Origin of the sequence: Microbacterium oxydans, from assembly GCF_000956405.1 — a bacterium.
GTDB classification, from domain to species: Bacteria; Actinomycetota; Actinomycetes; order Actinomycetales; family Microbacteriaceae; genus Microbacterium; species Microbacterium oxydans_C.
The window spans coordinates 73141-85658 of record NZ_JYIV01000014.1 but is presented as its reverse complement, the minus strand read 5'-3'; the positions used below and the strand labels follow the sequence as shown (position 1 = coordinate 85658).

Sequence of the window (12518 nt, the reverse complement as noted above, 5' to 3'; positions counted from 1 at the left end):
CCAGAGGAGGAGAGGGAGAGAGGGAAGGAAGGAAGAGGGAGGGAGAGGGGAGGGAGTGGACAGGAGGGTCAGGTACGGGGGGAGAGAAGGTAGCGGTTCAGGGCCGCGGTGAGGGTGGAGTCGACCGGGAGAGGTACGCCGTCGACGGAGGTGATCGCGGTGGCGAGACGCACACTCGACACGAGCCAGGCGGCGTCGGCTTGCGGGAGGTCGGTCGCGGGGATGCGGTCGTACCCCACCTCGAAGCCTTGAGCGGCGAGGTGCTCGTACACGCTGAGCTGCGTCGTCCCGTGCAGGATTCCGCCGGTCGGAGCCGGAGTCACGAAGCGGTGGCCGAAGCGGAGGATGAGCGAGGCGGTCGGGGCCTCGAGCACGAAGCCGTCGCTCGAGAGGAAGATCGCATCGTCCGCTCCCCGTCGATGCGCCTCGCGCAAGGCAGCCATGTTCACGGCGTACGACAGCGTCTTCGCGCCCAACAGGAGCCAGGGAGCCCGCTCCGCCGCGTCCAGGTCGTAGCCCCGGTCGAGCGTGACGACCCGCACCCCGCTCTCGCGCACGGCGGAGAAGTCGGCGGCCGGCGCAGCAGTCACCCACACCGTCGGAGTGGGCCCGTGCTCGACTCCGCGGCTGAGGATGAGCTTGATGACCGACTCACCCGTGCCGAGCTGTGCCGCGGCATGATCGATCGCCTGACGCCACTGGGGGAGATTCGGCACCGGGAGGTCGCACAGCCGGGCGGAGTGCGCGAGACGCTCCAGGTGCGGAACCACCTCCTGGGCATGTCCGTCGATGACGCCGATGGACTCGAACACGCCATCACCGCGCTGCGTGCTCAGCTCCCCGACGCTGAGCGCGGGCGCTGCGGCGTCGACCTGCGTGAACGTGTCCGCGAAGTCGGTGCGCTGCTCGTCGGCAGCCACGGGATCGATCATGAGTGCGAAGCGCCCGGTCATGATCCGAGCCTAGAGGGAGGGAATACCCACCGCCTCATCGCGTTACAATTGAATGGCCGGGCCGCATAACCCCGGGCTCCAATTTTTGCCGCTGCGAGCGGCCTTCCGCCGAGAGGCGTTCTTGCGGCCCGGTCTTTTCATGTCCGGAGCCTTTCGCTCCCGCGGGCGCATCGCTACCGATGTCGGGTCAGGCGAGGGCGTCTGTGCGCCACAGGACGGCCGCTGCTGCCAGGTCCTGGCCGTAGCTGCTCAAGCGCAGCGCACGAGTGGTCAGCTCGCTGGCCCGAGCCGGCTCGGTCGGTTCGTAGTCGTCCGCCGTGTGTGTCGCGCCGGATGCCTGCACACGGCAGAAGGCCGCGGCGCGGTCGAGCGCGACGGCGAAGTCACCTCGGAAGGCCCCGCGCAGGATCGTGTCGATCAGCACGACCAGCTCATCGGGACTCGCCGGCACGGGCGCGCCGGCGATCACCGCGTCCGCTGACGGCAGCTCCACCCGCCCACGGTCGTACAGGAGGGCAGCGGTGTGCGGGTCGCCATGGATCGCGAGCTGCAGCACGTAGAGCCGCCACAGCGCACCGGGCAGCGTGCGCGACGGTGCCTTCGACCACAACTCGGCGATCTCGTCGATACCGTGCTCTGCGGTGAACGCCACCAGACGCTCAGCACTCGCGCCGCTCTCGTCCGCTCGGACGCGGGTCAGCAGGGCGGACGCGGTCGCGTGTGCGATGCGCGTCTCCTCGGCGGGATCGTGCGCTCCGACGATGTTGTCGAAGGCGTTCGTCGGACGGCGCACGGGGCGGTGGTGCTGCTCGGGCATCCCTCCAGGGTACGCGGGATCGAGCAGCTCAGGCCGTGGGGATGACGATCACGGGGTCGGAGGTCGGCTGTCCCGTCGGGGATCCGCCCGCCTGCTCGACGGTCACCGCGATCGCGTCGCCCGCCTGCATGTCGCCGGAGAGCAGCGCTGTGGCGTCGCCGCCGTCGACATCGAAGACACCCGCGGACACCGGTGCGTCTCCGCGGACGAACCACAGCTCGTACGTCTTGCCGTCGCCTGCGCTCGGAAGACCGTCCGCGACGAGGACGGCCTTGCCGGCAGAGCCCGACCAGTGCGCCGTGGCCGTGCCACCGCCGTCGAGTTCCACCGTCGCCTGCTGAGCGTCTCCAGCGGCTTCGATCTCCTGCAGGGCGACCACGCTCTCCGGCGGGTTCAGCTGCTGGTTGAGTGCGATCGCACCGACTCCGACGCCCACGAGCAGAGCGAGACATGCGGCCAGAGCGAAGATCGTGCGTGTCCAACGGCGCGGCTTCTTGAGCTCGAACCGGCTCTCGGTCTCGGGCGCCGACTCGAGGCGAGGCTCGGCGTCAGAGGCACCGGGGTCAGTTCCGGCTCCCCCGTCCTGCGGCATGTCCGTGATCCGGGCGAGCAGAGCGGAGCGGATGAAGGCGGGCGCGGCGACGGGCTCCACGGAATCGGCGAGGGTCGCAGCGGTCGCGGTGTCCGAATCCACGATGGCCCTCCACTCCGGGTGCTCGGCGAGAGCGGCGCGATAACGACGATCGTCGTCTGCGGAGAGCGAGTGCAGGGCGGCACCTGCCGCGAGCTCCTCGAAGTCCTTCTCGTTCATGCCGTCACCCCCATCGCCGTGCGCAGACGACTGAGTCCGTCTCGCATCCGTGTCTTGATTGTCCCCAGCGGCGCCCCGACGAGGGCCGCGATCTCGTTCTGACTGTAACCGCCGTAATAAGCAAGGACGAGTGCTTCGCGTTGCGCTTCCGGAAGCCCCGAAAGTGCTTCGACGACCTTCCCTCCCTCGATCCCCAATTCGACCTGCTCCGCCACACTGTCGTGCGCGATGCCGATGTCCTTGAATCCTGCCCGTACGTCCCGGTCGGCGCTCGACTGCGATGCACGCACCCGATCGACGGCCCGGCGATGAGCGATCGTCATGATCCACGCTCGTCCTTGACCTCTGTTCGGAGCGAAGCGCGAAGCGGATTGCCAGATCTCCAGAAAGACCTCTTGCAGCACCTCTTCGCTCTGAGAGCGGTTGACCAGCACACGGAGGATGAGACCGAACACACGGGAGGAGAGGGTGTCGTAGAGCGTCGCGAAGGCAGCCTGATCACCGGACGCGACGCGGACGAGGAGGTCGGCGACAGCATCCTGCGTCGCTCCTTCGTCGGGAACGTCGAAACCATCGATGACCATCTCCATAAGCATGCCGCATCTCCTCCCCGATCGCCCGCAGACTTCACCCGAATGTGAAGGAATAGACCTCGATCCCCGCCGGCACGTCGAGCGTGATCGCGCCCCGGGCGATGTCGCTCTGCTTGATGAGCTCGTACGAGCGAGGCGTCCCGTCGACCGCGATGGTCTTCGTCGATCCGTCGTCGCGGGTGACGACGATGTCGCCGGACCCCGCCACCACGACCCGCACCTCCGCTGCGCGGTACTCGAGGTTGATCCTTCCCGCTCCGCCCTCGGGCTTCGCGTACTGGGTCTGGATCGTCCAGTCCCCGTCGAGCGCGAAGCTGTCGGCGGGCTGGTCCTCGGGGAACTCGTAGGCGCTCGTCCCCTTCCGGTACGCGCCGTCTCCCCCGTAGTTGACGTCCTTCGAGGAGCCGAGGAAGGTCTCGCGCGTGGTCGATCCGACTTCCGGGGTGTCGTCGGCCACGTCGGGCGCAGACGGGAGCTTCACCGACGGATTCGCATCCTTCAACAGCTCGCGGATCATCGACTCCGTCGCTGCGTAGTTGCCCTCTCCGAAGGAGATGTGGCGAACCGTGCCCTCTGCATCGATCAGATAGTGAGCGGGCCAGTACCTGTTGCGGTAGTTCGTCCAGGTCGCCAGGTCGTTGTCGAGCGCGACGGGGTACTCGATACCGAAGCCGCGCGCGCCCGCCGCCACGTTCCCAGGGTCCTTCTCGAACGCGTACTCGGGAGAGTGGATTCCGATGACCTGCAGCCCGGCGTCCCGATACGCCTCGTCCCAGGCGACGACATGCGGCAGCGAGCGCTGGCAGTTGATGCAGGAGTATGCCCAGAAGTCGATCAGCACGACCTGCCCACGCAGGTCTTTCAGGTCGATCGCCTCGCCATCCGGCGTATTGAGCCATTCCTGGATCCCCTTGATCGACGGGGCTGTCCCACACGACTCCAGTTCCTGCGCGCCGTTGGTGCACTTGTCCAGGTCTTTGTTCTCGTCGTTGACGAGTCCCCCCAGATCGAGCGCATCCTGCACCTGTTCGGAATCGGCGATCTGTTCCTGCAGTGGGGCGGTGTAGTCCGGAAGCAGACGCTGGAGCGCCTGCGGCACGTTGAACACCAGCCCCACGGCGAGCGCGATCATCGCGATTCCGGCGGCGATGCGCAGGCCGCGCTCCTTCGCACGGAAGGAGCGGATGCGCTCGACCACGCTGCGGCCCGCGAGCGCGAAGACCAGCAGCGGCACGGCGACGCCGATCGCGAAAGAGACCGTGAGCAGAATCGTCCCGACGCCGATCTGCCCGGTGGACCCGGCCACGATGATCGCGGCGAGAACGGGGCCGGCGCACGGGACGAAGACCGCACCGAGCGCGAGCCCGACACCGAAGCCGCTTCCGCGGTTCTTCACCTCGCGCTGTCCGAACCGTTGGAACGGACGCTCGAGGATGTGCTGGAAGCGGGGGACGATGAGGCCGACGCCGATGACGACGAGCACCGCGATGCCGACCCAGCGGATGATGTCCTGCGGAAGGTTCAGCAGCCCCAGCAGCAGAGAACCACCGAGCGTGACGAGGGTGAAGCTCAGGACGAGTCCCGCGATGACGAAATAGGGCCTGCTGCGCCGGGCCGGCACGATCTCGTCTTCGTAACGCGCGGACTGTGCTCCCCCGGTCAGGAAGATCACGGGCAGCACGGGCAGGATGCACGGCGAGATGCCGGTGATGAGCCCGCCGAGCAGGCCGATGATGATCAGGTCCATGAGGTCCCCACTTCTGTCGGCAGCTGTTCGCTCCCTGGGCGTCATCGGATTGGTTTCGAAGTTTTCTCAGATTCATCCCATCCGATCCCGATGGGGCTCCGAACAGCCCTCGACGCCACGGAGAGGCCGTGGCTCAGTTCTGAAGGAGCTCGACATGTTCAGCACCAAGAAGAAGGTCACCGCGGCAATCACCCTCGGCCTGGCGAGCGCGTTCCTGCTCTCGGCCTGTTCGATGGGCAGCGGTAGCAGCACGGACTCGTCTTCCGAGCCGAAGGCACCGGAGACGTCGGAGTCGACGCCTGCGGCGATGGACCCCGCGGCCAACCTGGTCGGCCCCGGCTGCGCGGCATACGCCGACGCCGTGCCGGACGGCGCTGGTTCGGTCCAGGGGATGTCTCAGGACCCGGTCGCCGTCGCGGCCTCGAACAACCCGCTGCTGACCACGCTGGTCGCTGCGGTGAGCGGAAAGCTCAACCCCGACGTCGACCTGGTCGACACTCTGAACGGCGGCGAGTTCACCGTCTTCGCTCCGGTGGACGACGCCTTCGCGAAGATCGACCCGGCCACCATCGAGGCACTCAAGACCGACAGCGCGACGCTGAGCTCGATCCTGACGTACCACGTGGTCCCCGGCCAGATCGAGCCGTCTGACATCGACGGCACGCACACCACGGTCCAGGGTGCAGACCTCACGGTCACGGGCAGCGGCGACGACATCATGGTCAACGACGCCAAGGTGATCTGCGGTGGAGTGCAGACCGCGAACGCGACCGTGTACCTCATCGACACGGTTCTGATGCCCCCGGCTTCCTGAGCCTGGGACAGCCGGGTGGGAGGACACCCGGCACACGCCCTTCTCGGGGCAGGGGGAGGAACCCGGGAAGGAAAGGGGCCGTCGGCGGTGCTGTGTCGCCGACGGCCCCTCGTCGTGCGCACTAGACTTTGATGAGGGGCCTCTAGCTCAGTTGGCAGAGCATCGGACTTTTAATCCGCGGGTCGTGGGTTCGAGCCCCACGGGGCCCACCGCACGTGGTCTCCCGGCGGCCGTCTCAGGATTCGCCGCCGGGTGCCCCCGCCAGCAGTTCCTGGCGGACGTCAGCCACTCCGCTCGGAACGGATTCCCCGGCGAGGGCGACCACCGGCGCCTCCTGGGTTCCTCCGATCCCGCAGACGGCGACACTGTCGACACCGTCCAGCGTCTTGGGGATCACCACGAACCAGAGTGACGAGGACGATAGCCACTCGGTGGTCGCCATGTCGGCGAAGTAGGTGGCACCAGGCGCCAGGTCTCGTGTCCTCTCGGTGCAGAGCTGGACGAGGACCGTCGTGGTGAACTCGGTTCCCGCCACCGGTGGTTCGACGGACTCCGAAGCCGAGGGCGACGGCGAAGGCGAAGGAGTGGGCGCCGACGACGACTCGGACGGCGACGGGCTCGGCTCCGGCTCGGGAGCGCACCCCGCGAGGAGGACGAGCGCCGAGAGGACGACAAGGGCAGGACGCACACGCATGTCTGGATCGTACTGCCGTTCCGCCCGTATCCGCGGTGAGCGCTCCGCGGAGAGGTGCTCGCCCCGTACCACCGGCTCCTCATATCGGCCACCCCCTTTCATCCCCGCGCGAGCTGAGAGATCGTCGAGTCGTCCCCGAACGGCGGACGACACTCCAGGAAAGGACGAACGATGACCCTCAGCGGCAGCCGCGTGGCATTCCTCGCAACAGACGGATTCGAGGACAGCGAGCTCACCAGTCCCTGGGAAGCAGTGACGGCGGAAGGCGCGAGCGCGACCATGATCGCTCCGGACGGCGCAGCCATCACCGGCAAGAACGGGCATGAACAGGCGGTCGATCTGCGCGCTTCGGAGGCGAGCGCGGATCAGTTCGACGCTCTCGTGCTTCCCGGCGGCGTCGTCAATGCGGATCACCTGCGCATGGACGAGGCCTCCATCGCGTTGGCACGGGCCTTCTTCGAGCAGCACAAACCGGTCGGTGTGATCTGCCACGGTGCCTGGATCCTCATCGAGGCCGGCGTCGTCGATGGACGCACGCTCACCAGTTACCCGAGTCTGACCACCGACCTGCGCAATGCGGGCGCGACGTGGGTCGACGAGGAGGTCGTGGTCGACGAAGGCCTCGTCTCCAGCCGCACCCCCGACGACCTCCCGGCCTTCAACGCGAAGCTGGTCGAGGAGATCGGCGAAGGCACGCACGCCGGGCAGACCGCCTGACGACGGGGCTAGGTCCGCGCCCGGTGCCGACGCACCGCTGCACGGTTGGCGCAGCGCACGGAACAGAAGCGTTGACGCCCGTTGCGTGTCACGTCGGCGACGACGTTGGTGCAGGGCGCGGCCTGGCAGCGGCTCAGGCGGTTCATTCCCCGAGTGACCAGGTGAAGCGAGGTGCCGAGGCTGATGATCGCCCTGAGCACGAAAGGCAATGACGGCACGTCGTCCCGATAGTGCAGATGCCACCCCTCGCCGTCGTGGTTCGTCAACCGCGGGTAGGCGGCCGCGACGGCGAGCTGCGCGTTGAGGAGGACCGCTCGCGCGTCGGGGTCGGGCTCGTCGACGATCGCGAGCCACTCGTCGATGACCTCCCTCACCCGCTGGTGATCGTCAGGGGCCGGAGGGAAGGTCATCGTCATCCCCTGCTCGAGGGTGCGCTCCTCGATCCCGGCGCGGTCGGCGGGCCAGTCGTTGGCCAGCGAGGCGGCCAGCAGCACCGCGTATTCGCCGTAAGGGTTGAGATGCATAAGACCATTACACCACGCTGGATGCATGACCTCGCTGAACACTCTCCCGATCCCCCGGGTCGCCCCCTCCCCCGAGGCCCACGAGCATGCCTGGCTGGTGGAGTCGCGGCATCCGACGAGTGAGGGGATCGTGCTCTACGTGCGGTGCGCGAGCTGCCGCACACACCGGGTCGACGTGCAGCCTCACCCGCACACGCCACCCGCAGCGCTGAGCGCGGAACTCCCGGGAGTCACGCGGTCAGCTCGATGAGCTTCCTGGTCGTCCGCAGATTCCTGGCCGTCCCCGCGACGCCGAGCGCACGGTCCAGCACCGTCTTCGTGAGCTTGGTTGAGTGCACGCCGCCCTCGCCGTAGACGATCCACAGATCGTCCCCGATCAGCGCGATGCGCTCCGCCGGGAGCAGACGTGTCTCGAGCGCCTCCATCGCTCCGGGCGACGGCGCGCCCGCGAGGAACATCGCGTGCACCAGCGTGAGATCACCCTCCGGAAACGGCTGCGCGGACTCGGAAGAGAGTAGCTGCGCATGCGTGCGGTGGATGACGGGCGTGTCGACTCCGAACTCGTCGTGGATCACCGCTCGCACGGCCGCGCAGGCGATATCGGGCTCGTCCGGCGTCGCGCACACGATGTTGCCGCTCGCGATGTAGGTGGAGACATCCGACAGATCGGTCTCGGCGGCGAGCACCTCGCGCAGACGCGCCATCGGGACGCTGTTGCGGCCGCTGACGTTGACGGCCCGCAGCAGGAGGACGCTGCGGCTCACGCCTCGGCGCTCTCGGCCAGCTCCGCTCCCGCGTGGACGAGTTCGGCGAGTGCGGCCTCGCTGGGCTCCGGCGCGACACCTGCGACGAGGTCGGTCAGGATGCGGACCCGCAGACCGTGAGCGATCGCGTCGAGGGCGCTCGCCCGCACGCAATGATCGGTCGCGAGGCCCACGACATCGGCGCTGAGCGTGCCGGATGCGGCCAGTATCGCGCCCACTGTCTCCCCTGCGGCGGTCTGCCCCTCGAACATCGAATAAGCCGGCTTCCCCTGCCCTTTGCGCACATGATGTGTGACGGCAGCGGTCACGAACAGCGGGTCGTACTCGGCACCGTCGGATCCCGCGACGCAGTGCACCGGCCAGGAGTCGACAAAGTCGGGGTCCTCCGCGAAGTGCCCGCCGTTGTCGCCCTCGGCGTCATGCCAATCCCTCGACGCGACGATCACCTCGTAGTCGGCAGCGTGAAGGGCGAGGAACTCGGTGATGGCGGCGGCCACCGCATCGCCGCCCGCGACCGCGAGGGCGCCGTGCTCGGTGAAGTCGTTCTGGACATCGACGATGAGAAGCGCTCTGCTCATGCTTCGAGCGTACGCGGTGAGGAAAGGGAAAAGCCCCGTGATGTTCTTCACATCACGGGGCCTTCGGAGCCGCTTGTCAGAATCGAACTGACGACCTTTTCATTACGAGTGAAATGCTCTGCCGACTGAGCTAAAGCGGCGTGCGACGCATGAGCGGCGCGATCACCGATATTACCCTGTCTCGCGCTCACTCGCGAATCGAGGCCATCGTGATTGGGCGGCGCGGTGACACAGATGGCCGCCAGTACCGGAACGGCGGCTCAGGTACGCAGGCAAAGGACCGACGGGTCCGAGAGCCGTGGGTAGCCGAAATCCTGACCGATCGTGTTGGCCTGGTACTTGTAGTCCCATCCCTGCACGAGACGCGTCCCGGGCTTGTAGATGGGACGCGCCGAGTACCAAATGTGCTCCACGACCTCGACACCTACCCCGAAGTAGGGCTTCACGGGCGTGAGCTCGCCGGTGAATCCGACCGAATACATCACGATCTTCTGTCCCGTGCAGATCGGGGGTTTCGGTGCGACCTCGGCCGCCTGTGCGGGCACGGCACCGCCGATGACAACTCCAATGCCGAGCACAGCGGCTGCGGCGAGTCCCGCTGTCTTGTTTCTGAGTGAGTTCTTCATACTGCCCAACCCATCAACCTCGGTCAGGGGCGTCAAGGCACCGGGGCGATCTCTGGACGTTCGAGGGAGGTCGCGGTCGGGGGGTTCCGCCTTTCGAGCGAACCGAACCACCCGTTTCGTCTACGATCGGGACCTTCGATCGTCCAGGTCGCTACTCGCAGCGCAATCCATCTTCCGGCACGACGTCCTCGAGAAAATAGCCTTCGACGGCGCGGTCGACACAGGCATTCCCCTTGTTGTAGCCGGTGTGTCCTTCGCCGACGCGCGTGACGAGTACACCTTCCTGGAGCTGGTCGGCAAGCGATACCGACCACTCGTAAGGGGTCGCCGGATCGTTGGTCGTGCCCACCACCACGATCGGCCCGGCACCTTCCGCCGCGATATCGCCTCGAGTACCCGTCGGCGGGTACGGCCATTCCGCGCAAGAGTCGGGGCCGCTCCAGTACGGTGCGATGGTCGGTGCACCGTCGAGGATCCTCTTCTCGATGGCTGCCTCCGCCTCGGGATCGTCCTCGACAGGGTAATCCATGCAGTTATAGGCACGAAACGCCTCGGAGGAGTTGTCGCTGTAGCTGCCGTCCTGCTCTCGTCCGTTGTAGTAGTCGGCCAGGCGGAAGGCCGTGGTGGGATCCCCCTGGAGCGCCTCGTCCAATGCCTGGGTCAACGCCTGCCAGCTGTCTTGCGAGTAGAGGGCGGCGATGATCCCGGTCATCAGAGCATCGGCGCCCATCTGACGCCCGTCACCGCCCTTCAGAGGCGTGCTGTCGACGCTCGCCAGCAACGCTCCCAGGTCTACCATCGCCTCATCGACGCTGCCGTTGAACGGGCACTCCCCCGAATCGAGGCAGTCCTTCATGTAGGCGCGCAGCGCGGACTCGAACCCGAGCGCCTGGGTGGCACCCACCTCGAGGCCCGGAACCGAAGGATCGATGGCGCCGTCCAGGACCAATCGCCCGGCCTTCTCCGGGTAGAGCTTCGCGTAGGTCGCCCCGAGGAACGTGCCGTATGAGTATCCGAGGTAGTCCAATTGCTTGTCGCCGAGCACAGCACGAATCAGGTCCATGTCGCGTGCGGCGTTCACAGTCGTGATGTACGGCAGAATGCCACCGCTGTTCGCGTCGCACGCCTCAGCGAAAGCCTTGTGCGACTCGAGAAGTTCGTCCTCCCACGCGTCGGAACCGCGGGGTGCCGCCGGAATGCCGTAGAGGTACTCGTCCATCTCGGGCGCGTCGTAACAGGTTACAGCCGTGGAGGCGCCGACACCGCGCGGGTCGAAGCTCACCACGTCGTAATTCTCGATCAACGCGCTCCCGATGGCGAAGTTGAGGTTCTCCAACAGGAAGGAGACCCCACTCGAGCCAGGACCACCGAAGTTCGTGAGCAACGAGCCCACGGGGGTGCCCTCGGCGCGGTGCCGGACGACCGAGAGGGTGATCTCGCCCTTGCCCGGGTCTTCCCAGTCGAGCGGGGCGGTGACGTCGGTGCAGTCGAAGCCGACACCGCACTCCGTCCAGGTCAGCTCCTGCGAGTAGAACGGCAGCAGGTCTTCGGCGACGCCCTCGGTGTCCGGCGCGTTCGTCGTCGACGGCCGCGACGACTGCTCGGGGATCATCGCATACAGACAGCCGGAGAGGGCGACGGATGCGGCCGCGAGCCCTGCGATGACCGCGGCGGCGCGACGAAGGCGGGAAGTCGATCGGTTGTTCACGGTTTCCTCCCGCTCGTGATCGTCACGAGCAAGCTCTCCAGGGCGAGCAGCGGGGCGACGTTGCGCTCCAACGACTGCCGCGTCTCGGCAAGGTGGTCAAGTACGACAAGAGTACGGGTCTCGGGCCAAGCGGAAGCGAGGTCGGACAGCTCGGTGCGCAACTCACTGTTGATGAGATCGTCGCCCTGCCCGAACTGCAGCATCACGACGTCGCGGAACAGCGACTGCAGATCGGTGAGCACCCGGTCGATCCCGTCGCGCAGGCTTCGTGTCGCTCGCTTCTTCTGATCGTCTTCGAGCGCGGAGAGCTGCGTCCGCAGTGCCGGTGGAACCGCCTGCCCCTCGGCGATCCCGATCGTGCGCAGCAGTGACGCCCGCTCCTCGGCATCGCGCTCGGCGGTGAGCGCCTTCGCGTCCTCGGTGGCGGCCTGGATGATGCGTCCAGCGACCTCGACCGCGTCTCCCACTCCCCTGACGCCGAGGACCGAACGGAGCGTCTCGTCGCGTCGACGGCGAGCCGCGTCGTCGGTGGCCAGACGCTGAGCCATGCCGATGTGGCGCTGCGCATGCCGAGCCGCCTGCTCGGCGACGGACTCGTCGACGCCCGTGCGAAGGCTGATGAGCCTGGCCACGTCGGCGACATCGGGCTCCCGCAACCGCAGCGAGCGCACGCGGGAGCGGATCGTGGGCAGCAGATCGGCCTCGCTGGGCGCGCACAGGATCCACACCGTCTGCTCAGGAGGCTCTTCGAGCGCTTTCAGGAGCACGTTGGAGGTGCGCTCGACCATGCGATCGGCATCTTCGACCACGATGACCCGGTAGCGGCCGGCAGACGGTGCGAAGTAGGAGCGTTCGACGAGGCCGCGAGCCTCGGCGATCGTGATGATGACCTTGTCGGTGCGCAAGGCCGTGACGTCGGGATGGGTGCCGGCGAGCACCTGCCGCATGACCGTCTCGTCGTCCGGTCGATCCGCGATCAGTGCAGCCGCGAAGGCGTAGGCCAGAGTCGAGCGGCCGGACCCGGGTGGCCCCGTGATCAGCCAGGCGTGCGAGAGCGCTGACGGATCGGCTGCCGCGGCACGGAGCGTGTCGACGGCAGCGTCCTGCCCCCACACATCCGCCCACGGGAAAGGGGGCGGAACGGTCTGGGGCATGCACTCAGCCTAATCGCG

At 67.3% G+C, this 12518-nt stretch carries 15 protein-coding genes and 2 tRNA genes; 4 read left to right on the top strand and 13 right to left on the bottom strand.

Features of this window, described 5'->3' with window-relative positions; all coding sequences use genetic code 11:
• Positions 1-68: 68 nt before the first annotated feature.
• From RN51_RS02265 to RN51_RS02245, 5 genes are all read right to left on the bottom strand, one after another.
• A complete protein-coding gene (locus RN51_RS02265) occupies positions 69-953 on the bottom strand; it encodes an aminodeoxychorismate lyase (RefSeq protein ID WP_045262415.1) in 885 nt (294 codons plus the stop codon).
• Positions 954-1140: 187 nt separating this feature from the next.
• Complete coding sequence (locus RN51_RS02260; protein ID WP_045262414.1) at positions 1141-1770, bottom strand: hypothetical protein; 630 nt, start codon at positions 1768-1770, stop codon at positions 1141-1143.
• Positions 1771-1798: 28 nt separating this feature from the next.
• Positions 1799-2581 (bottom strand): anti-sigma factor, encoded by a 783-nt coding sequence (locus RN51_RS02255; RefSeq protein WP_045262413.1) that lies wholly within the window; start codon positions 2579-2581, stop codon positions 1799-1801.
• Positions 2578-3177 (bottom strand): ECF RNA polymerase sigma factor SigK, encoded by a 600-nt coding sequence (gene sigK / locus RN51_RS02250; RefSeq protein ID WP_197073163.1) that lies wholly within the window; start codon positions 3175-3177, stop codon positions 2578-2580. Before sigK ends, RN51_RS02255 begins: the two co-directional genes overlap by 4 nt.
• A gap of 31 nt (positions 3178-3208) precedes the next feature.
• Positions 3209-4921 (bottom strand): cytochrome c biogenesis protein DipZ, encoded by a 1713-nt coding sequence (locus RN51_RS02245; protein ID WP_045262412.1) that lies wholly within the window; start codon positions 4919-4921, stop codon positions 3209-3211.
• 154 nt (positions 4922-5075) lie between these two features.
• Between RN51_RS02245 and RN51_RS02240 the strand changes: the two genes are divergently transcribed.
• Positions 5076-5735, top strand: coding sequence for a fasciclin domain-containing protein (locus tag RN51_RS02240; RefSeq protein ID WP_045262411.1), 660 nt, complete (start codon positions 5076-5078; stop codon positions 5733-5735).
• Between the two features lie 136 nt (positions 5736-5871).
• Positions 5872-5944: transfer RNA gene (locus RN51_RS02235), tRNA-Lys, on the top strand.
• A gap of 26 nt (positions 5945-5970) precedes the next feature.
• Here the strand turns inward: RN51_RS02235 and RN51_RS02230 are convergent.
• The gene (locus RN51_RS02230) at positions 5971-6429 is read right to left on the bottom strand and encodes a hypothetical protein (RefSeq protein WP_045262410.1); all 459 of its coding nucleotides are present in this window, start codon (positions 6427-6429) and stop codon (positions 5971-5973) included.
• A gap of 171 nt (positions 6430-6600) precedes the next feature.
• Between RN51_RS02230 and RN51_RS02225 the strand changes: the two genes are divergently transcribed.
• Positions 6601-7146 (top strand): type 1 glutamine amidotransferase domain-containing protein, encoded by a 546-nt coding sequence (locus tag RN51_RS02225; RefSeq protein ID WP_045262409.1) that lies wholly within the window; start codon positions 6601-6603, stop codon positions 7144-7146.
• Positions 7147-7154: 8 nt separating this feature from the next.
• Here the strand turns inward: RN51_RS02225 and RN51_RS02220 are convergent, their stop codons facing one another.
• Positions 7155-7670 carry a CGNR zinc finger domain-containing protein gene (locus tag RN51_RS02220; RefSeq protein ID WP_045262408.1) on the bottom strand — a complete coding sequence of 172 codons (516 nt, stop codon included), beginning with the start codon at positions 7668-7670 and terminating at the stop codon, positions 7155-7157.
• A gap of 25 nt (positions 7671-7695) precedes the next feature.
• On the opposite strand from RN51_RS02220, the gene RN51_RS18135 reads away from it, so the two are divergent.
• Positions 7696-7920 (top strand): hypothetical protein, encoded by a 225-nt coding sequence (locus RN51_RS18135; protein ID WP_082066273.1) that lies wholly within the window; start codon positions 7696-7698, stop codon positions 7918-7920.
• Here the strand turns inward: RN51_RS18135 and RN51_RS02215 are convergent.
• From RN51_RS02215 to RN51_RS02190, 6 genes are all read right to left on the bottom strand, one after another.
• Complete coding sequence (locus RN51_RS02215) at positions 7901-8434, bottom strand: DUF1697 domain-containing protein (RefSeq protein WP_045262407.1); 534 nt, start codon at positions 8432-8434, stop codon at positions 7901-7903. The genes RN51_RS18135 and RN51_RS02215 overlap by 20 nt on opposite strands.
• Positions 8431-9012: an isochorismatase family protein gene (locus tag RN51_RS02210; RefSeq protein ID WP_045262426.1), complete on the bottom strand. Its 582-nt coding sequence runs from the start codon at positions 9010-9012 to the stop codon at positions 8431-8433. Before RN51_RS02210 ends, RN51_RS02215 begins: the two co-directional genes overlap by 4 nt.
• A gap of 67 nt (positions 9013-9079) precedes the next feature.
• Positions 9080-9152 (bottom strand) — tRNA-Thr (locus tag RN51_RS02205).
• Positions 9153-9272: 120 nt separating this feature from the next.
• Complete coding sequence (locus RN51_RS02200) at positions 9273-9638, bottom strand: hypothetical protein (protein WP_045262406.1); 366 nt, start codon at positions 9636-9638, stop codon at positions 9273-9275.
• 151 nt (positions 9639-9789) lie between these two features.
• Complete coding sequence (locus RN51_RS02195; protein ID WP_045262405.1) at positions 9790-11346, bottom strand: alpha/beta hydrolase; 1557 nt, start codon at positions 11344-11346, stop codon at positions 9790-9792.
• A complete protein-coding gene (locus RN51_RS02190; RefSeq protein WP_045262404.1) occupies positions 11343-12500 on the bottom strand; it encodes a DNA polymerase III subunit delta' in 1158 nt (385 codons plus the stop codon). The genes RN51_RS02195 and RN51_RS02190 overlap by 4 nt, the downstream gene beginning before the upstream one ends.
• Positions 12501-12518 lie beyond the last annotated feature (18 nt).

Coding starts and splice junctions, on each gene's coding strand:
- RN51_RS02265 (WP_045262415.1), bottom strand. CDS start 953: ATGACCGGGCGCTTCGCACTCATGATCGATCCCGTGGCTGCCGACGAG.
- RN51_RS02260 (WP_045262414.1), bottom strand. CDS start 1,770: ATGCCCGAGCAGCACCACCGCCCCGTGCGCCGTCCGACGAACGCCTTC.
- RN51_RS02255 (WP_045262413.1), bottom strand. CDS start 2,581: ATGAACGAGAAGGACTTCGAGGAGCTCGCGGCAGGTGCCGCCCTGCAC.
- sigK (WP_197073163.1), bottom strand. CDS start 3,177: ATGCTTATGGAGATGGTCATCGATGGTTTCGACGTTCCCGACGAAGGA.
- RN51_RS02245 (WP_045262412.1), bottom strand. CDS start 4,921: ATGGACCTGATCATCATCGGCCTGCTCGGCGGGCTCATCACCGGCATC.
- RN51_RS02240 (WP_045262411.1), top strand. CDS start 5,076: ATGTTCAGCACCAAGAAGAAGGTCACCGCGGCAATCACCCTCGGCCTG.
- RN51_RS02230 (WP_045262410.1), bottom strand. CDS start 6,429: ATGCGTGTGCGTCCTGCCCTTGTCGTCCTCTCGGCGCTCGTCCTCCTC.
- RN51_RS02225 (WP_045262409.1), top strand. CDS start 6,601: ATGACCCTCAGCGGCAGCCGCGTGGCATTCCTCGCAACAGACGGATTC.
- RN51_RS02220 (WP_045262408.1), bottom strand. CDS start 7,670: ATGCATCTCAACCCTTACGGCGAATACGCGGTGCTGCTGGCCGCCTCG.
- RN51_RS18135 (WP_082066273.1), top strand. CDS start 7,696: ATGACCTCGCTGAACACTCTCCCGATCCCCCGGGTCGCCCCCTCCCCC.
- RN51_RS02210 (WP_045262426.1), bottom strand. CDS start 9,012: ATGAGCAGAGCGCTTCTCATCGTCGATGTCCAGAACGACTTCACCGAG.
- RN51_RS02200 (WP_045262406.1), bottom strand. CDS start 9,638: ATGAAGAACTCACTCAGAAACAAGACAGCGGGACTCGCCGCAGCCGCT.
- RN51_RS02190 (WP_045262404.1), bottom strand. CDS start 12,500: ATGCCCCAGACCGTTCCGCCCCCTTTCCCGTGGGCGGATGTGTGGGGG.